At 47.8% G+C, this 18,181-nt stretch carries 19 protein-coding genes; 16 read left to right on the forward strand and 3 right to left on the reverse strand.

The window, feature by feature from the left end:
• Positions 1-43 precede the first annotated feature (43 nt).
• Entirely contained in the window at positions 44-973 is a 930-nt protein-coding gene (locus ABK447_RS05570; protein ID WP_099320062.1) for a YegS/Rv2252/BmrU family lipid kinase, read from the forward strand.
• Positions 974-1,243: 270 nt separating this feature from the next.
• A complete protein-coding gene (locus tag ABK447_RS05575) occupies positions 1,244-2,041 on the forward strand; it encodes a phosphotransferase family protein (RefSeq protein ID WP_003152355.1) in 798 nt (265 codons plus the stop codon).
• On the opposite strand, the gene ABK447_RS05580 is transcribed toward ABK447_RS05575, so the two are convergent.
• Positions 2,042-2,320, reverse strand: coding sequence for a YtzH-like family protein (locus ABK447_RS05580; protein ID WP_003152357.1), 279 nt, complete (start codon positions 2,318-2,320; stop codon positions 2,042-2,044).
• Positions 2,321-2,505: 185 nt separating this feature from the next.
• Here ABK447_RS05580 and trmB point away from each other — a divergent pair, with 185 nt between their 5' ends.
• From trmB to ABK447_RS05595, 3 genes are all read left to right on the forward strand, one after another.
• Positions 2,506-3,159: a tRNA (guanosine(46)-N7)-methyltransferase TrmB gene (trmB, locus tag ABK447_RS05585; protein WP_003152359.1), complete on the forward strand. Its 654-nt coding sequence runs from the start codon at positions 2,506-2,508 to the stop codon at positions 3,157-3,159.
• 58 nt (positions 3,160-3,217) lie between these two features.
• Positions 3,218-4,063, forward strand: coding sequence for an MBL fold metallo-hydrolase (locus ABK447_RS05590; protein ID WP_025285125.1), 846 nt, complete (start codon positions 3,218-3,220; stop codon positions 4,061-4,063).
• A gap of 78 nt (positions 4,064-4,141) precedes the next feature.
• Entirely contained in the window at positions 4,142-5,839 is a 1,698-nt protein-coding gene (locus ABK447_RS05595) for an NAD-dependent malic enzyme (protein WP_094031891.1), read from the forward strand.
• 55 nt (positions 5,840-5,894) lie between these two features.
• Here the strand turns inward: ABK447_RS05595 and ABK447_RS05600 are convergent, their stop codons facing one another.
• Positions 5,895-6,212: a PepSY domain-containing protein gene (locus ABK447_RS05600; RefSeq protein WP_003152366.1), complete on the reverse strand. Its 318-nt coding sequence runs from the start codon at positions 6,210-6,212 to the stop codon at positions 5,895-5,897.
• Positions 6,213-6,370: 158 nt separating this feature from the next.
• Between ABK447_RS05600 and ABK447_RS05605 the strand changes: the two genes are divergently transcribed.
• Entirely contained in the window at positions 6,371-7,444 is a 1,074-nt protein-coding gene (locus ABK447_RS05605) for a M42 family metallopeptidase (protein WP_003152370.1), read from the forward strand.
• Positions 7,445-7,477: 33 nt separating this feature from the next.
• On the opposite strand, the gene ABK447_RS05610 is transcribed toward ABK447_RS05605, so the two are convergent.
• Complete coding sequence (locus ABK447_RS05610; RefSeq protein ID WP_012118214.1) at positions 7,478-7,924, reverse strand: YtoQ family protein; 447 nt, start codon at positions 7,922-7,924, stop codon at positions 7,478-7,480.
• Positions 7,925-8,120: 196 nt separating this feature from the next.
• On the opposite strand from ABK447_RS05610, the gene ABK447_RS05615 reads away from it, so the two are divergent.
• The 10 genes from ABK447_RS05615 to ccpA all read left to right on the forward strand — a co-directional run bounded on the left by ABK447_RS05615 (position 8,121) and on the right by ccpA (position 18,171).
• Positions 8,121-8,444, forward strand: a complete 324-nt coding sequence (locus ABK447_RS05615) for a thioredoxin family protein (RefSeq protein WP_003152373.1) — start codon at positions 8,121-8,123, stop codon at positions 8,442-8,444.
• Positions 8,445-8,459: 15 nt separating this feature from the next.
• A complete protein-coding gene (locus ABK447_RS05620; protein WP_012118213.1) occupies positions 8,460-9,269 on the forward strand; it encodes a DUF1444 domain-containing protein in 810 nt (269 codons plus the stop codon).
• Between the two features lie 14 nt (positions 9,270-9,283).
• Complete coding sequence (gene ytpR / locus ABK447_RS05625) at positions 9,284-9,889, forward strand: YtpR family tRNA-binding protein (RefSeq protein WP_094031890.1); 606 nt, start codon at positions 9,284-9,286, stop codon at positions 9,887-9,889.
• A gap of 167 nt (positions 9,890-10,056) precedes the next feature.
• Positions 10,057-12,660 carry a DNA translocase FtsK gene (locus ABK447_RS05630; RefSeq protein ID WP_042635428.1) on the forward strand — a complete coding sequence of 868 codons (2,604 nt, stop codon included), beginning with the start codon at positions 10,057-10,059 and terminating at the stop codon, positions 12,658-12,660.
• A 240-nt stretch (positions 12,661-12,900) separates the two neighbouring features.
• Complete coding sequence (gene murC / locus ABK447_RS05635; protein ID WP_007408778.1) at positions 12,901-14,199, forward strand: UDP-N-acetylmuramate--L-alanine ligase; 1,299 nt, start codon at positions 12,901-12,903, stop codon at positions 14,197-14,199.
• A gap of 155 nt (positions 14,200-14,354) precedes the next feature.
• Positions 14,355-14,777 carry a DUF948 domain-containing protein gene (locus ABK447_RS05640; RefSeq protein ID WP_007408777.1) on the forward strand — a complete coding sequence of 141 codons (423 nt, stop codon included), beginning with the start codon at positions 14,355-14,357 and terminating at the stop codon, positions 14,775-14,777.
• A 32-nt stretch (positions 14,778-14,809) separates the two neighbouring features.
• Positions 14,810-15,223 carry a YtxH domain-containing protein gene (locus ABK447_RS05645; protein WP_003152380.1) on the forward strand — a complete coding sequence of 138 codons (414 nt, stop codon included), beginning with the start codon at positions 14,810-14,812 and terminating at the stop codon, positions 15,221-15,223.
• A 25-nt stretch (positions 15,224-15,248) separates the two neighbouring features.
• The gene (gene ytxJ, locus ABK447_RS05650; protein ID WP_023357089.1) at positions 15,249-15,575 is read left to right on the forward strand and encodes a bacillithiol system redox-active protein YtxJ; all 327 of its coding nucleotides are present in this window, start codon (positions 15,249-15,251) and stop codon (positions 15,573-15,575) included.
• Positions 15,576-15,811: 236 nt separating this feature from the next.
• Positions 15,812-16,888 (forward strand): bifunctional 3-deoxy-7-phosphoheptulonate synthase/chorismate mutase, encoded by a 1,077-nt coding sequence (locus ABK447_RS05655; RefSeq protein WP_003152383.1) that lies wholly within the window; start codon positions 15,812-15,814, stop codon positions 16,886-16,888.
• Between the two features lie 278 nt (positions 16,889-17,166).
• Positions 17,167-18,171: a catabolite control protein A gene (ccpA, locus tag ABK447_RS05660; protein ID WP_003152385.1), complete on the forward strand. Its 1,005-nt coding sequence runs from the start codon at positions 17,167-17,169 to the stop codon at positions 18,169-18,171.
• The last annotated feature ends 10 nt before the right edge of the window (positions 18,172-18,181 follow it).

The raw sequence follows: 18,181 nt of genomic DNA on the forward strand, positions 1-18,181 counted from the left end.
TTGCCGGCTGTCTCTTCATCTATGAAGCAGGTGAAAACAAACGATGAGTCAATGGTTTTTTATTATTAATCCGGTCTCAGGAGGCGGGCGGGGCCGGCGTGTCTGGAAATCAGTTCAAAAAGAGCTGACCAGGCGCGGGGTCAGCCACCGCTCTTTTTTGACCGGGCATCCCGGACATGCGGAGGTGCTGGCGAGGCAGATTTCAATGATGCAGGATCATAAGCTTAAGCGGCTGTTCGTCATCGGCGGTGACGGGACGATGCATGAAGTCATTAACGGACTGAAAGGAACGGATCAGATTGAGCTGACCTTTGTGCCTGCCGGTTCGTACAATGACTTTTCCAAAGGGCTCGGTATTAAGAAGTCGGCGCTTCTCCAAGAAATCAAAAGTCTGCACCGCCCGCTCACACGGAAATTTTTTGCGGGAAACATCAACTTTTTTCATGACAAAGCGCAATCACTTTATTTTATTAACCACCTGTCTGTCGGCTTCGATGCCTCAGTTTTGAAGGCAGCCGCGAATTTTCCGTTATCGCGCGTTCTTCGGTTTTTGCGTCTCGGCTTTGTGATTTACCCGCTCGCGCATTTACATAAGGCCTCGAGGTTTCAGCCGTTCAGATTTGTTTGCACGGCAGACGGCCAGAGGCGTGAATTCCGCAATGTCTGGTTTGTCATTGCGGCTAATCACCCTTATTACGGAGGCGGCATGAAAGCGGCGCCTTCAGCAAATCCCCGTCAAAACCATTTTGATATTGTCATCGCAGAAAACCTGTCCTTTTTCTCGCTGTATCGTTTTTTATGGGCGATGAGCTTCGGCCGGCATATCAAAATGGACGGAGTGACGATGATAAAGGGGAAGGAATTCGTTTTTGAAACAGATGGGAAAATTCCGTTTCACGCTGACGGCGAGCTGATCGGAACGACGCCGTTTCGGCTTATGCCGGGCGGTGCGCCGTTGAAAATAAAAACATAATAAACAAATGAAACCCGTCAAATGTTTCACGGCAAAGAGCGGTTCGCGGCATAAATCTTCAGAATTCACAGGTGTTCTTGCTAGTTTTGCTTGACGAAGTTTGTGCTGTAGCGCTAAAATTTATAGGACGGCTATTGATTAGCATATGAGACTCTCAATAGCTGTCTTTTTTATTCTCATGAAATTGTTTATGACAGGCCGCTCCGCCAATAGAGAAAGGCTGGAGGCCTATTCTAAAATATTTTAAGAAATGATGGGTTGAACATTGATATGAACTGGTTGGGACAATTACTAGGTAGCGATTGGGAGATCTTCCCCGCCGGAGGAGCTACAGGAGATGCATATTATGCGAAACATAACGGCCAACAGCTTTTTTTAAAACGTAATAGCTCGCCCTTTTTAGCCGTGTTATCCGCCGAAGGCATTGTTCCGAAGCTGGTTTGGACGAAACGGATGGAAAACGGAGACGTCATTACGGCTCAGCATTGGATGGCGGGCAGGGAGCTGAAGGCAAAGGATATGAGCGGACGCCCGGTGGCTGAGCTGCTCCGCAAAATCCACACATCAAAAGCTTTGCTCGACATGCTGAAAAGATTGGGAAAAGAACCGCTTGATCCGGGCGCCCTTTTGTCGCAGCTGAAGCAGGCCGTCTTTGCCGTGCGGCAATTTTCGCCGCTTATTCAGGAAGGCCTTGCTTATTTGGAAGCTCATGTGGATCAGGTGCAATTCGGTGAAAAAGTCGTTTGCCATTGTGATGTGAATCATAATAACTGGCTTCTGTCTGAAGACAACCAGCTGTATTTAATAGATTGGGACGGCGCCATGATAGCTGATCCGGCCATGGATCTCGGCCCTTTATTGTATCATTACGTCGAAGAGCCAGCGTGGGACAGCTGGCTTGGGATGTACGGCATGAAGCTCACGGAAGGGCTTCGGCTGAGGATGGCGTGGTACATGTTATCGGAGACCATCACCTTCATCGCCTGGCACAAATCAAAAGGAAACGACAAAGCGTATCATGATGCCATGGAAGAGCTTCATGCCCTGATGAAGCGGATTGTCAAGTAGTCAGGAGTACGAATCCATCTGCTCCACCCATTGGGACAAATGGTTTTGGTGCTCCTGAATATGCGTGTCGATGGAATCGGCCGTGATGCCGGACTGGCTGTAGCGGTAGACATCCTCGAGCACGTTTTTTATATTTGAATCAAGCCCGGTGTTGGCCATCAGTGATTTGATGACGCGCTCCAGCTGTTCATACTCGGCAACCGTGCCGCAGCAATCCAATTGATGGTCGGCCAGTATGTCCTTTAATAACCGGACCTGATGTTCGCTTGTTAAGCCCATGATTCATATACACATCCTTTCTGTGTCATACATTGTGCAAAGCGGTGCGGTTTTATGCATCACATGAGTGTTCCGGACCGGGGAGCCTCTTTTTTTATGCAGCCGGCGCCTTTAAAAGGCGCTTGCGGCTCTTTATGTTTCATGGTATGTTGTTACTCGAAATTATAGATAGAGGTGTCAATCATATGAGAATGCGCCATAAACCTTGGGCGAATGATTTTCTGGCAGAAAACGCTGACATCGCCATCAGTGATCCGGCCCAGTATAAAGGGCGGTGGAACACGGTCTTTGGCAATGACAACCCGATCCATATTGAAGTCGGTACGGGAAAAGGGCAGTTCATTTCAGGAATGGCCAAGCAGAATCCGGATATCAACTATATCGGGATTGAGCTGTTTAAAAGCGTCATCGTCACTGCCGTCCAAAAAGTTAAGGACAGCGGGGCTCACAATGTCCGTTTGTTAAATATAGACGCGGAAACACTGAATGACGTATTTGAACGGGGAGAAATCAAGCGCGTATATCTAAACTTTTCTGACCCGTGGCCGAAAAACCGCCACGAAAAGCGCCGTTTAACATTTAAAACGTTCTTGAAAAAATACGAAGAAGTGATGGGCGAAACAGGTGAGATTCATTTTAAAACCGATAACCGCGGTTTATTCGAATACTCTCTGAAAAGCTTTTCCGAATACGGCCTGCTTCTGACGGAAGTCAGCCTTGATCTGCACAACAGCGATCCGAAGGGCAATATTATGACAGAATACGAAGAAAAATTCTCCGCGCTCGGCCAGCCGATTTACCGGGCCGAAGTTGAATGGAGAACAAAAGACAGACTCTGATGCGGGAGTCTGTTTTTTTATGCCGCCATTTGCTACCATTACATCAGGAGGGATCAAGATGGAGACATTGAATATTGGGAATATTTCATTAACATGGCTGGACGGCGGTGTAACACATATGGACGGCGGAGCGATGTTCGGCGTTGTTCCGAAGCCTTTATGGTCGAGAAAATACCCCGTAAATGACAAAAACCAGATTGAATTAAGAACAGACCCGATTCTGATCAGAAAAAACGGCCTGAATATATTGGTTGACGCGGGTATCGGCCGAGGGAAGTTCTCTGATAAACAAAAAAGGAATTACGGCGTAACACAGGAATCCAATCTGAAACAATCTCTTCGTGACCTCGGGCTTTCCTGTGAGGACATTCATATTGCCGCGATGACCCATCTTCATTTTGACCATGCATGCGGCCTGACGGAGTACAGCGGAGAGGAGCTTGTCTCTGTTTTCCCGAATGCCCGCATTATCACTTCTGCAACAGAGTGGCGCGAAATGAGAAATCCTAATATCAGATCGAAAAATACATATTGGAGAGAAAATTGGGAGGCGGTACAAGATCAGGTCGAAACCTTTGAAAACGAGTATCAGCTGACAGAAGGCATTACGATGCACCACACCGGCGGCCACAGCGACGGCCACAGCGTCATCGTCTTAGAAGACGAAGGGGAGACCGCTGTGCATTTTGCCGACCTGATGCCGACGAATGCGCATAAAAATCCGTTATGGGTGCTGGCCTATGATGATTATCCGATGACCTCTATTCCAGAAAAGCAGAAATGGCAGACGTTCGCGGCAGAAAAAGACGCCTGGCTCATTTTCTATCACGACGCGATTTACAGAGCGGTAAAATGGGGAGAAGATGGCGAAGTGGCCGCGTCTGTCAAACGGGAGAAAAAATAAGCGGATCGATGATTTGCCTGTATGAATTTCGGGAATAAAAGCAAACCTAAGACAAATTGCTTTGAAAGGAAGAGACAGGTGAATCAATTTCAAGTGACGAAAGATGGAGAAATCAAAACAACTCTGCGCGGATTAGAAGTGCTTTCTACGCCTTTTTTAAATAAAGGGGTGGCCTTTACACAGGAGGAAAGAGAGGAACTCGGGCTCGAGGGGTTTCTGCCGCCGAAAGTATTGACAATCGAAGAGCAGGCGAGGCGGGCCTACGAACAATTCAGTTCGCAGCCTGATGAGCTGAGCAAAAATGTGTACTTGACCGCTCTCCATGATCGGAATGAAACGTTATTTTACAGGCTGTTAAATGATCATTTAGGCGAAATGCTGCCGATCGTATATACGCCGACCGTCGGCACCGCGATCCAGCGTTACAGCCATGAGTACAGAAAACCCCGCGGTCTGTATTTGTCAATAGATGATCCTGAGGGAATGCGCGCCGCATTTCAGCAGTTCGGAAAAAATGAAAACATTGACTTAATCGTTGCCACAGATGCGGAGGGCATTCTGGGAATCGGTGACTGGGGCGTCGGCGGCATCGCCATTTCTGTCGGAAAACTCGCGGTGTATACGGCAGCGGCCGGAATTGATCCGTCACGAGTGCTTGCGGTCGTATTGGACGCCGGAACAAATCAGGAAAGCCTCTTAAATGACCCGCTGTATGTCGGAAACCAGCATTCAAGAGTGCGCGGCGAGAAATATGACCGCTTTATTGATGAGTATGTCTCGCTTGCCCGGGAAACATTCCCGAATGCGCTGCTTCATTGGGAGGATTTCGGTACGGCTAACGCCCGCGGCATATTAAAACGGTATAAAGATAAAGTCTGTACGTTTAACGATGACATTCAAGGAACGGGCGCGGTATCGCTTGCAGCTGTTTTAGCGTGTGCAAAAGCATCAAAAGTGCCTTTAAAAGAGCATAAAGTCGTCGTCTTCGGCGCGGGAACGGCCGGTATCGGAATTGCTGAGCAGCTGCGCGAAGCCATGGTGCATGACGGATTAAGCGAAGAAGAATCCTACAGCCATTTTTGGTGTATCGACAGAAACGGATTGTTAACGGATGATATGAAGGACTTGCGTGATTTTCAGGTTCCGTACGCGCGCCCTGCTGATGAAGTGAAAGAGTACGGCCGCAGCGGTGAAGGCGGATCAATTGATCTGGCGGAGACTGTGCGTCAGGCCAAGCCGACGATTCTGATCGGCACATCCACCGTATCAGGCGCATTTACGGAAGAAATCGTCAAAGAAATGGCCTCGCATGTCAAACGGCCGGCTATTTTGCCGATGTCAAACCCGACGACATTATCAGAAGCAAAACCTGAAGATTTGATTAAATGGACGGAAGGCCGCGCGCTTGTCACTACGGGTAGTCCGTTTCCGCCTGTTGCGTATAACGGCGTTACCTACCATATCGGACAGGCGAACAACGCGCTCGTATTCCCGGGACTCGGACTCGGCACGATTGTGACAAAAGCAAGGATCATTACGGACAATATGTTCGTTGCCTGCGCGAATGCCATCGCCGGTATGGTGGATGTCGGCAAGCCGGGGGCGCCGATGCTTCCGAAAGTGGAGGATCTCAGGACGGTATCGGCAACTGTGGCGGTAGCTGTAGCTAAAGCGGCCATTCAGGACGGTGTAGCGGAAACGGAACCCGAGGATCTGATCCAAGCGGTGCAGGATGCGATGTGGCACCCCGTATATAAACGAATTCGGCCGATGTAACCGAATAAAGCCCAAAACGCTGATGGTTTTGGGCTTTATTTTTTGCTTGTCCGAATTATGAGGCGACAGAATCAATGACATCGACAATCTGGCCTGTTTTTGCATTGACCATAACTTCATATTGCTCCAGTTCGCCGAATGCCGAACGTGTCACGCCGGTTTTGTATACCTGGATGGTTTCTCCGTTTACCTGGTAGGGCTCGGGCTCTGTGTAAATCCATGATCCGTCTATCGGCCCGCGCTGTTTAAAAGCCGCTTTCACGATACGGAGCGCTTTTTCTGAAGAGATATAAGGTTTCATCGCATACTTTTTCACTGCGATGGCAGCGCATAATCCGACTCCTGCACCTAAGAGAAAATGACGTAATTTCAATATGAAGCACCTCCAATTATGTCGTAGTTTTTATTATACAGAAGATGCCAGACGGTGTTAAGTAAAGCGGCGGTTTTCCAGCCCATTCAATCTGAGCGCTTGGAAAACGGTTGTTTTTCTAATAAAATAAAAGCATTACATAGAAATGAGGGGAAAATATGAATGAGGAAACGAAAACGCTTTTCCGGACGCTGACGCAGCTTCCCGGCGCACCGGGAAATGAACATCAGGTCCGCTCCTTTATGAAACGGGAGCTTGCGAAATATGCGGATGACATCGTGCAGGACAGACTCGGAAGTGTTTTCGGAGTAAGGCGCGGCGCTGAAGATGCGCCGACCGTTATGGTAGCCGGCCATATGGACGAAGTCGGGTTTATGGTAACGCAGATTACGGATAACGGCATGCTGAGATTTCAGACGCTCGGTGGCTGGTGGAGTCAGGTGCTGCTTGCCCAGCGCGTCGAGGTGCAGACGGATAACGGACCGATTATCGGCGTCATCTCAAGCATCCCTCCCCACATTTTAACGGATGCCCAGCGCGCAAAGCCGATGGAGATCAAAAATATGATGATTGATATTGGTGCCGATGACAGAGAGGACGCGGTCAAAATGGGGATCAGACCGGGACAGCAGGTCGTGCCTGTCTGCCCGTTCACCCCGATGGCCAACGAGAAGAAAATATTGTCCAAAGCGTGGGATAACCGCTACGGCTGCGGGTTAAGCATTGAACTATTAAAAGAGCTGCACGGAAAAGACCTGCCGAACAATCTGTACGCCGGGGCCACCGTTCAGGAGGAAGTCGGCTTGAGAGGGGCGCAGACAGCGGCCAACATGATTCAGCCTGATCTCTTTTTCGCGCTTGATGCCAGCCCGGCAAATGATATGAGCGGCGATAAGGAGCTGTTCGGCCGTCTCGGCGAGGGGGTGCTGCTCCGCATTCTCGACAGAACGACGGTCATGCACCGCGGGATGAGAGAGTTCGTCCTTGATATGGCGGAAACGCACAATATCCCTTATCAATATTTCGCTTCAGGCGGGGGAACGGATGCCGGACGGGTCCACATATCAAACAGCGGGGTTCCGTCTGCCGTCATCGGCATTTGTTCAAGATACATTCATACAAATGCCGCTATCATCCATGTCGATGATTATGCCGCGGCGAAAGAAATGCTCATTAAGCTGGTCATGGCGAGTGACAAACAGACGGTCGAAACGATCAGAGAAAATGTGTAAAAAAATAAGCAGGACCGCATAAAGGCGGCCTGCTTATTCTGTTTCAAATAAATAAGAGAGTGCTTTCATCGCTTGATTGACGGTTTCGACCGTGATATTCGCTTTTCCGGAAAGCTCTTTCAGCGGATGATGAAGTTCTTTCGGACGGATGAGAATGAGCGGCTTTCCTTTTGCGATGGCATAAGAAGCATCCATCGCGGTATTCCACTGCTTATATTTCTCGCCAAACAGGGCGATCACAAAATCGGCTTTTTCCATCAGCACCTCTGTACGGAAATTGTTGATATCAGAAGCTCTGGCGTCTTTTAAAACAGAATCGGGCTGCACGCCCATAATCTCTTCTCCGATATTGTCTGAGCGTTCATGGTTTTCCATCGGGCCGACAAACGTAATCGGCAGGTCCAGCGATGTTGCTTTTTGTTTGATCTCGTCCCGCCAATTACTGTGGATTTCACCCGCTAAATACACGACAAACTGCATCTTTTGTCCCTCCTTATGTACATATTCAGATTTTCGTACGGCTACAACAAAATGGTAAACGAAACTTGCTTGATAATGCAAATGAAATATGATAATGATATTGCATATAGTTGGTCTTGCTGTAAACAGTCTGGTATGATCCAATTGGACAAACATCAGCATATAAAAAACTCATAATCCAGATGGAGGAATGACAATGAAAAAGATTGAAAGCACGGAAGAATTGCAAAAAGCGGTACAAGACGATTGGGCGGTATTTATGTTTTCAGCGGATTGGTGCCCGGACTGCCGCTTTGTGGAGCCGTTTCTCCCTGAGCTGGAAGCGGACTTTCCTGAATTCACTTATTACTACGTAGACCGCGATCAATTTATTGATACATGCGCGGAATGGGAAATTTACGGCATTCCGAGCTTTGTTGTGTTTAACGGAGGAAAAGAAGTGAACCGCTTCGTCAGCAAAGACCGTAAAACAAAAGAAGAAATTGAGCAATTTTTAACCGATTCCCTTGCTAAAGCATAAAGGAGGCCACGGGCTTTGAAAATGACGTCAAGGAAGCTGGCGGATTTATTAAAACAGCGCCTGCAGCACGAGAACCGATCCTTCTTTTTTGACAGAGAAAAAGACACCCTCCGTGTTGAGGATCAAACGACCAAAAAAGGCATCACATTGGAGCTCCCGCCTATCATTGCGAAGTGGGAGACGAAAAAAGAAGAAGCGATCGACGAAATCGTCTACTATGTGTCAGAAGCAATGGAGGCGATGGAAGGCAGCGGACAGGAGATGTCCGGAAAGGAAGCCGGAATCTATCCGGTCATCCGCTCCACATCATTTCCCGATCAAACGAGCGACGGCATTCCGCTCGTGTATGATGACCATACGGCCGAAACGAGAATCTACTACGCGCTTGACCTCGGCAAGACGTACCGCTTAATTGACAGCCGTATGCTCGAGAAAGAAAACTGGACAAAAGAACGAATCAGGGAGACGGCGTCATTCAATCTCCGCTCTCTTCCTTCAGTTGTGAAACAGGATACGGTTGCGGACAATTATTTTTATTTTTTCAGGGCGAATGACGGCTATGACGCCAGCCGGATTCTCAATGACTCGATTCTTCATGAATACAAGCAGGCCGCTGAAGGCGAATTGGCGATTTCCGTCCCGCATCAGGATGTATTAATACTTGCTGACATTCGAAATGAATCGGGTTATGATATTTTAGGGCAAATGTCCATGAGCTTCTTTGCAAGCGGCACGGTGCCGATTACGGCCCTTTCATTTCTGTATAATGAAGGCAGACTGGAACCTGTGTTTATCATGGCGAAAAGCCGGCCGAAAAAGGATTAGAAAGGATTTTTCTTATGAACGCTTTTTACAATAAAGAAGGTGTGGGAGATACGCTTCTGATCTCTCTTAAAGATGCGGCACGCGAAGAAATCGGCTATGTAAGAGAAGGCGATGTCGTCAGAATCTTTAACAAAGAAACAAAAGAAACGACGGGCTTTAATATTTTTAACGTGTCTTCTTATCTACAGATTGAGGACAACGGCCCCGTCGCTTTGTCTGAGACATTCGTTCAGGATGTGAATGAAATACTGAACAGAAACGGCGTTTCAGAAACGCTGACAGTTGACCTTTCTCCGAAATTTGTTGTCGGTCACGTTGAATCGAAAGAAAAACATCCGAATGCGGATAAACTGAATATCTGCCAAGTGAATGTGGGAGAGGAAACCCTCCAAATCGTTTGCGGCGCGCCGAACGTGGACAAAGGGCAAAAAGTCGTCGTCGCTAAAGTCGGCGCGGTGATGCCGAGCGGACTTGTGATTAAAGACGCTGAATTAAGAGGCGTTCCGTCAAGCGGCATGATCTGCTCCGCGAAAGAACTCGCTTTGCCGGATGCGCCGGCGGAAAAAGGGATTCTTGTTCTTGAAGACAGCCGCGAGGCCGGCGAAGCATTTCAATTCTAACTCCCATAAATAAGCGCACAGAATCGAATGATGTGAGAGAAAGCCGTTAAGCAGGCCTGCTTAACGGCTTTCTTCAGTTGGGAGCTTAATCTTTTCTGAGCCGCCCGGCAATGGTATACTAAATATCGTCCCAGACTACTAAAAAGGGAGTTAGAGAGTGATTAAACATGAGTTGGCTGAATAAATTTTTTGACTTATTTTTAGGTGAAAAAGAAGAAGAGCATGAACGTGAACCAAACACGCATGCCCAAATCCCGAAACAGCAGATACCGGATCAGCCAGAAGGCAAATTCACGCGCATGGAAGATCCTAAAATATATTACGAATATCCGAAAGGGAATTTCCGCTTCCCTGTCGTTCCGGACGGCTATAAGCGAACGGAGCAAAACCAAAGACAGCGGGAAAGGCACGAACGCCGCCAGCCGTCCCGGGATTATGCCGCCGGGAAGGAGCAAACCGAGCGGAAACAGCATACACATAAAGAGCCTGATACGGTGAAAAAGCCCTTTAAACCGTCATCCATTCCTTCACCGGTTTACGGCTTTCAATCTCAGCACAGCATAAAAAAAGCGCCTATATCCGAAAAGCGGCGTGAAGAGAACGTAACACTGCTGTCAGAGGAGCAATTTGTTCCGCCAAAAGCCGGTCAGGAAACGGAAAAAGAGCCCGTCTTCACAACATCCGGCATAACAAAACAGACGAATGACCGGCCAGACCCGTTTGTGAAACAAGAAACGGAAGAAATCCCGGCCGTTAAAAAAGAGAAGCTTCACACCGAGGCTGAGAATGCAAAAGAGCAAGTGTTTGCAGCACCAGAACCGCAGCAGACTGAAGAGCGGGAGCACACGGAAAGCGCGGAGTCTGCCGGCTTTACAGAAGAACAAGAGCATGAACAAACCCGCCCGCAGCCTATTAAAGAGCCTGAGTATGAAGTATCCCGAACGGCTGAAAACACAGAGGAACAAGCGGCGCCGCAGGAGGAATATCAGGAGCCTGAGCCGGAAAAAGCACCGCCTTTTGAAACCGCAGAAGAACCGGTGTATACATACACAGAACCCGGATACGATGAGGAAGTTCAGCCGCAGTCTGAAGACAAGCCCGAATCAGCTGAAACCGACGCGGAACAGGAAACAGACTCGCAGCCTGAGTACAATGAAGTCACGCGGCATTCAGACCCCGAGCCTGAACCTGCAAGCATCGAGACTGCCGATGCCCCGTCCCGGCCTGCCGAAGAAAAAACGGAGCATCACGGACAGCCTCAGCCTGTGAAAAAAGCGGAGCGGCCGAAAGAGCGCAATGTTCCGTTTAACGTCATGATGCTTAAAAGTGATAAACACAAGCAGACGAAGACGCCTGAGGGCGGAGCGAGCTATGCCTTTCCGAATCTGTCGCTTTTGGACGTACCGCCGGCGCAAAGACATGACGACCAATCCTGGATTGAAGAACAGCGCGAGCTTTTAAACGTTACACTGAAAAACTTTAATGTGCGCGCCCAAGTCGTTCATGTCACACAAGGCCCGTCCGTCACACGTTTTGAAGTGCATCCTGAGCCCGGAGTGAAAGTAAACAAAATTACAAACTTAGCAGATGATATTAAACTGAGCCTGTCTGCCAAGGATATTCGGATTGAGGCGCCGATCCCCGGTAAAAACACGATCGGCATTGAAGTTCCGAACCGCGTAAGCAAAGTCGTTGATTTAAGGCAGATGATCAGAAGCGCAGCTTTCAGGACGAATCCGTCTCCGCTTACAGCCGCGCTCGGTGTCGATATTTCCGGAAACCCGGTCGTCATTGATTTGAAAAAGATGCCGCACGGGTTGATAGCGGGTGCGACAGGATCGGGAAAAAGCGTCTGCATCAATACCATTTTGGTCAGTCTGCTTTATAAGGCGGATCCGAGTGATGTCAAAATGCTTCTGATTGATCCGAAAATGGTCGAGCTTGCGCCTTATAACCAAATTCCGCATTTGGTCAGCCCCGTCATCACGGACGCCAAAGCCGCGACCGCCGCGTTAAAATGGGTTGTGGAAGAGATGGAACGGCGATATGAACTGTTTGCCCATTCGGGTGTGAGAGATATCGGCCGCTTTAATGAATTAACCGCCGATCATAAGACAGGCGAAAAGCTTCCGTACCTCGTAGTGGTCATTGATGAGCTTGCTGATTTAATGATGGTCGCGCCGAACGATGTGGAAGAAAGCATTGCCAGAATCGCGCAGAAAGCGAGAGCCTGCGGCATTCATCTGCTTGTCGCGACACAGCGTCCGTCTGTCGATGTCATTACCGGAATGATCAAGGCAAACATACCGACGAGGATTGCATTCTCCGTCTCAAGCCAGGTAGATTCCAGAACAATCATCGACATGGCGGGAGCGGAAAAGCTGCTTGGAAAAGGCGACATGCTGTACTGGGAAAACGGTACCGGAAAACCGGTGCGCCTGCAAGGCAACTTTGTATCCGACAGAGAAATTGACCGCGTCGTCTCTCATGTCAGAAAGCAGCTGCCGCCTTCTTATTTGTTTGAACAGGAAGAACTGATCAGGCAGGGAACCGCCCTCAAGGAAGAAGACGAACTGTTTCCTGAGGCGTGCCAATTCGTCGTGGAGCAAAACAGCGCCAGCACCTCAAGCCTTCAAAGAAGGTTCAGAATCGGTTATAACCGCGCCGCGAGGCTGATTGACATGATGGAAGCCGAAGGCATGATCTCAGAAGCGAAGGGCAGCAAACCCCGTGAAGTGCTGATTACGGCCGCTGACATTGCTCAAGAATAAGAATATCGTTCATTTTTCTCACAAACATGGTATGATAGTGGATGGACCATCAAAACTGCATCACTGTCACGCGCTGAAATATCATGCGGCAGGTTTAATCAAAAAGAAAGTTACAGATACTGACGATAACGTAAAAATAAATGGAAGCGCCGCTGTGCGGGCTTTTTGCCCGCGGCGGTCGCAAAATGAAATGAGCGTCATATACTGGGGAACAGATAGACGTTTGTTGGAGGTACGATTATGACTGTTTATCATTTTGTTGGAATAAAAGGGACAGGTATGAGCCCGCTTGCTCAAATCCTGCATGATACAGGGTATCAGGTGCAGGGATCGGATATCGAGAAGCAGATTTTCACTCAGGCTGCCCTTGAAAAAAGAAATATCCCGATCTATCCGTTCAGCGCCGATAACATCAAACCGGGCTTAACGGTAATCGCCGGAAACGCATTCCCTGATTCTCATCCGGAAATCGCAAAGGCGCTCGCTGAAGGGATTCCTGTCATCAGATATCATAAATTTTTAGCTGAATATATGAAAAAATACACAAGTGTCGCGGTAACGGGCGCACACGGCAAGACGTCCACAACGGGCCTCTTGGCACACGTGATGCAGCAGGCGAAGCCGACTTCGTTTCTTATCGGGGACGGAACGGGCAGAGGAAATGAAAGCAGCGAATACTTTGTATTTGAAGCCTGCGAGTACCGCCGTCATTTCTTAAGCTATCAGCCTGATTATGCGATTATGACGAATATTGATTTTGACCACCCTGATTATTTCGCCAACATTGACGATGTGTTTGATGCTTTCCAAAACATGGCGCTTCAAGTCAACAAAGGCATCATTGCCTGCGGTGATGACGAGTACCTGCCGAAAATTCACGCCAATGTGCCTGTCGTGTATTACGGCACGGGAGAAGAAAATGATTTTCAAGCGAGAAACATCGTGAAAAATACGGAAGGCACGACATTTGACGTCTTTGTCCGCAATACGTTTTACGATACGTTCTACATCCCGGCATACGGGCATCACAATGTCCTCAATTCCTTAGCGGTCATTGCAATCTGCCACTATGAAGAGATAGACGTGAACATGATTAAGCGCGGACTTGAATCATTCGGCGGCGTCAAACGCAGATTCAATGAAAAAGTGATCGGCAGCCAGGTATTGATCGACGACTACGCCCACCATCCGACTGAAATCAAAGTCACGATTGAGGCGGCGCGCCAAAAATATCCCGAACGTGAAATCATCGCGGTATTTCAGCCGCATACGTTTACACGGACGCAATCATTCCTTGATGAATTCGCAGAAAGTTTAAGCGCGGCCGATCGCGTGTATCTGTGCGACATTTTCGGCTCTGCCCGCGAGAACGTCGGCAAGCTCACGATCACGGATCTTCAGGAAAAAATCGATAACGCAGAACTCATTGAAGAAAATGACACATCCGTGTTAAAAGCGCATGAAGGCGCAGTGCTGATCTTCATGGGCGCCGGAGACATTCAAAAATATATGAGAGCCTATGAAAACGTCATAGCGTAACGAAAAAGCAGTGGGGCTCTCACTGCTTTTTTGCGCGTGCTGCAAAGGGATTTACCGAGAAACGGAGAAATAGTATACATACAGATCTTTCATATATGTTTATCATTTTAAGAATTGGGTATATACCACTATATCCTGCATTAAGGAGGTATTAGATGATCATCATTCTTTACTTAAGCGTTGCACTCATTGCCGTTGCATTTCTCATCCTCGTCATCTATCTGTCCAAAACATTAAAGTCCGTGCAGATGACTTTAACAAACGTTGCCTCGACTTTAGACGGCCTTGAAGGGCAGATGAAAGGCATTACCGCAGAGACAACCGAGCTGTTACATAAGACAAACCGTCTCGCGGAAGACATTCAGGAAAAGTCAGAGAAATTAAATACGGTTGTCCATGCTGTCCAGGAAGTGGGAACTTCCGTCCAGCAGTTTAATACATCCATAAAGCAGGCAGCAGGTTCCGTTACGGCCTCTGTAAGAGAGAATCAGGATAAGATCAGTCAGGTTGTCACCTGGAGCCAGGCCGCTATGGAAATATGGGACAAGTGGAAGCAAAAGAAAAAAACATCGCTTTAATCATAAGAAAAATCCACTAAGGAGGAATCATAATGAGCAAAGATGGAATCAATAGTAAGGATTTTTTAATCGGAACGCTGATCGGGGGAATTATCGGCGCGACAACGGCGTTGTTTCTGGCGCCTAAATCAGGCAAGGAGCTGCGCGACGATCTCGGCAGCCAGGCTTCTGCGTTAAAGGATAAGACGGACAGAATGACGGCCGACGCGAAAGAAAAAGGCTCTCAATATGTCAGCATCGCCAAAGACAAAACATCTAATATCACCCAGCTGGTAGCTGATCAGTCAGGCCAGATTATGAATAAAGTGAAGGATTTAAAAGACCGTTCTAAGAGCACACTAACCGAGAAAGCCGAAGAGACGAGAAGCGAAATGCAGGACACGGCCCAAAGCATCAAGGCCGAAGCGGAAGACGCCGGGGAAAAAGCCGGTCAGGCAAATCGCTGATCTTCAATAAGGAGAGATAACCGACATGACAAAACAGCTGATATCGTCTGAAGAAGAGTTCAAAAATGCCGCTGAGAAAGAAAACACGCTCGTGTTTTTGAAACACAGCACAACCTGCCCGATCAGCCAAGCCGCGTTTCAGGAGTTTGACGCCTTTGCATCGGAGCATTCGGAAGTGCCTTCTTATTACCTGCAGGTGCAGGACAGCCGGCCGCTTTCAAACTATATCGCCGAGACATACGGCGTGAAACATGAAAGCCCGCAAGTATTCGTCATTGCAAACGGCGAAGTGAAATGGCACGCGTCTCATTCACAAATCACAAAAAACGCAATAGAGCAGCACCTTTCATAATTGCTGGCCGCCGGTTGATACCGGCGGTTTTTTTTTTGAAAAAAACTATTGATCATTTCAGCCGGATCATGTAGGATATCAATATATACTGCTTCAACGCATAAAAGCTTAAAAGCGTTTTGGTGATAAAGTCGAATGTGAAAAAATTTATTATTTCATATTCCTATTTTCGCATAACTGTAGTAAGATGCATGTTAACCATTAAAATAAAACATAGCATAGAAGGGATGAAAAAGATGAGCAACAAGGAATTAGAGAGCCTAAGACAGCAGGCAGACGCACTAAACTTAGAAATCCTTAAATTAATCAATGAACGCGGAGCCGTTGTAAAAGAAATCGGTAAAGCAAAGGAAGCACAGGGTGTCAACCGATTTGACCCTGTCAGAGAGCGTACAATGCTTAACCGCATTATTGAAAGCAATGACGGCCCATTTGAAAACTCAACGATCCAGCATATTTTCAAAGAAATTTTCAAAGCCGGACTTGAACTTCAAGAAGAGGATCACAGCAAAGCGTTGCTCGTCTCCCGGAAGAAAAAAGCAGAAGATACGATCGTTGACATTAAAGGTGAAAAAATCGGTGACGGCGATCAGAGATTCATCGTCGGACCTTGTGCCGTAGAAAGCTATGAGCAGGTTGCCGAAGTAGCGGCCGCAGCGAAAAAACAAGGCATTAAAATCCTGCGCGGGGGCGCGTTTAAACCCCGCACAAGTCCGTATGATTTCCAAGGTCTCGGCGTAGAAGGCCTGCAAATTCTTAAACGTGTCGCTGATGAATATGACCTCGCGGTGATCAGTGAAATCGTAACGCCCGCCCACATTGAGCAAGCGATTGATTACATTGACGTCATTCAGATCGGCGCGCGGAACATGCAAAACTTTGAATTGCTGAAAGCCGCCGGTTCCGTTAAAAAGCCGGTATTGTTAAAACGCGGTCTTGCCGCAACAATTTCAGAGTTCATCAATGCAGCTGAATACATCATGTCACAAGGAAACGACCAAATCATTCTTTGTGAGCGCGGTATCAGAACGTACGAAACGGCAACGAGAAACACACTCGACATTTCTGCCGTGCCGATTTTGAAACAGGAAACTCACTTGCCGGTGTTTGTTGACGTCACACATTCAACAGGCCGCCGCGATCTCCTGCTTCCGACAGCAAAAGCGGCGCTTGCGATCGGCGCTGACGGCGTGATGGCCGAAGTTCACCCTGATCCTTCCGTTGCCCTTTCAGACTCTGCGCAGCAGATGGATATACCTGAATTCGAGAAATGGCTGAACGAATTAAAGCCAATGCTGAAAGTAAAAGCATAATACAACGTTCCGCTCTTTAAAGGCCGCCTCGCGCGGCTTTTTTTCGTATCTTCATTTTATTTAATTATAAAATGAAAGTGAACGTTTTCATCACTGGGAAAAACGTGTATAATTTCATGAGAGATATTTAAATTTGATGAATAATGAAAAATAATGTACACTACTGACTTACGCTTACAATCATAAACGACAGAATGCGAAATCGTACGACATTTCTTTACATAAAGTGTTTATGCTATAGATAAGGATAAGTGTATCCAGTAAAAGGAGTGGTTTCAGTGAGCAACATTACGATATACGATGTGGCCAGAGAAGCAAATGTCAGTATGGCGACTGTTTCCCGCGTCGTAAACGGCAACCCGAATGTAAAACCGACGACCAGAAAAAAAGTATTGGAAGCCATTGACCGGCTCGGCTATCGCCCGAATGCGGTGGCAAGAGGGCTTGCAAGCAAAAAAACGACTACGGTCGGCGTCATCATCCCTGATATCTCAAGCATTTTCTACTCTGAACTTGCGCGTGGAATTGAAGATATCGCGACGATGTACAAATATAATATTATTTTAAGCAACTCGGACCAAAATCTTGAGAAAGAACTGCATCTGTTAAATACGATGCTTGGCAAACAAGTGGACGGTATCGTATTTATGGGCGGCAACATTACGGACGAGCATGTCGAAGAATTTAAGCGCTCTCCTGTGCCGATCGTCTTGGCGGCATCAGTGGAAGAACAGGGCGAGACGCCTTCTGTCGCCATTGATTATGAACAGGCGATTTATGATGCCGTTAAGCTTTTCATTGATAAAGGGCATCGCGATATTGCATTCGTCTCCGGACCGATGCAAGAGCCGATCAACCGTTCGAAAAAACTGCAAGGGTACAAACGGGCGCTTGAAGAAGCGGCGATTCCGTTTAACGAGCAATTCGTAGCGGAAGGCGATTACACCTATGATTCCGGTATGGAGGCGCTTCAAAGTTTGATGGGCCTTGACCGGAAACCGACGGCGATTCTTTCTGCGACGGATGAAATGGCCCTCGGCATTATCCATGCGGCCCAAGATCAAGGTCTTTCGATACCTGATGATCTTGATATTATCGGTTTTGACAATACGAGATTGAGCCTGATGGTCCGCCCTCAGCTTTCAACAGTCGTGCAGCCTACGTACGATATCGGCGCCGTGGCGATGAGACTTTTGACAAAACTGATGAACAAAGAGCCGGTTGAAGAGCATATCGTCGAATTGCCTCACCGCATCGAATTAAGACAATCAACCAAGTCATAAAAAAACGGAA

The organism is Bacillus sp. hwrm1 (assembly GCF_040207805.1).
GTDB classification, from domain to species: Bacteria; Bacillota; Bacilli; order Bacillales; family Bacillaceae; genus Bacillus; species Bacillus velezensis.

Bases quoted from the DNA above. Each gene is read 5' to 3' on its own strand.
- ABK447_RS05590 (WP_025285125.1), top strand. From the start codon at position 3,218: ATGGAGACATTGAATATTGGGAATATTTCATTAACATGGCTGGACGGC.
- ABK447_RS05640 (WP_007408777.1), top strand. From the start codon at position 14,355: ATGATCATCATTCTTTACTTAAGCGTTGCACTCATTGCCGTTGCATTT.
- ABK447_RS05570 (WP_099320062.1), top strand. From the start codon at position 44: ATGAGTCAATGGTTTTTTATTATTAATCCGGTCTCAGGAGGCGGGCGG.
- ytpR (WP_094031890.1), top strand. From the start codon at position 9,284: ATGAACGCTTTTTACAATAAAGAAGGTGTGGGAGATACGCTTCTGATC.
- ABK447_RS05610 (WP_012118214.1), bottom strand. From the start codon at position 7,924: ATGCAGTTTGTCGTGTATTTAGCGGGTGAAATCCACAGTAATTGGCGG.
- ABK447_RS05615 (WP_003152373.1), top strand. From the start codon at position 8,121: ATGAAAAAGATTGAAAGCACGGAAGAATTGCAAAAAGCGGTACAAGAC.
- ABK447_RS05645 (WP_003152380.1), top strand. From the start codon at position 14,810: ATGAGCAAAGATGGAATCAATAGTAAGGATTTTTTAATCGGAACGCTG.
- ytxJ (WP_023357089.1), top strand. From the start codon at position 15,249: ATGACAAAACAGCTGATATCGTCTGAAGAAGAGTTCAAAAATGCCGCT.
- ABK447_RS05575 (WP_003152355.1), top strand. From the start codon at position 1,244: ATGAACTGGTTGGGACAATTACTAGGTAGCGATTGGGAGATCTTCCCC.
- ABK447_RS05605 (WP_003152370.1), top strand. From the start codon at position 6,371: ATGAATGAGGAAACGAAAACGCTTTTCCGGACGCTGACGCAGCTTCCC.
- ABK447_RS05580 (WP_003152357.1), bottom strand. From the start codon at position 2,320: ATGGGCTTAACAAGCGAACATCAGGTCCGGTTATTAAAGGACATACTG.
- trmB (WP_003152359.1), top strand. From the start codon at position 2,506: ATGAGAATGCGCCATAAACCTTGGGCGAATGATTTTCTGGCAGAAAAC.
- murC (WP_007408778.1), top strand. From the start codon at position 12,901: ATGACTGTTTATCATTTTGTTGGAATAAAAGGGACAGGTATGAGCCCG.
- ABK447_RS05630 (WP_042635428.1), top strand. From the start codon at position 10,057: ATGAGTTGGCTGAATAAATTTTTTGACTTATTTTTAGGTGAAAAAGAA.
- ABK447_RS05655 (WP_003152383.1), top strand. From the start codon at position 15,812: ATGAGCAACAAGGAATTAGAGAGCCTAAGACAGCAGGCAGACGCACTA.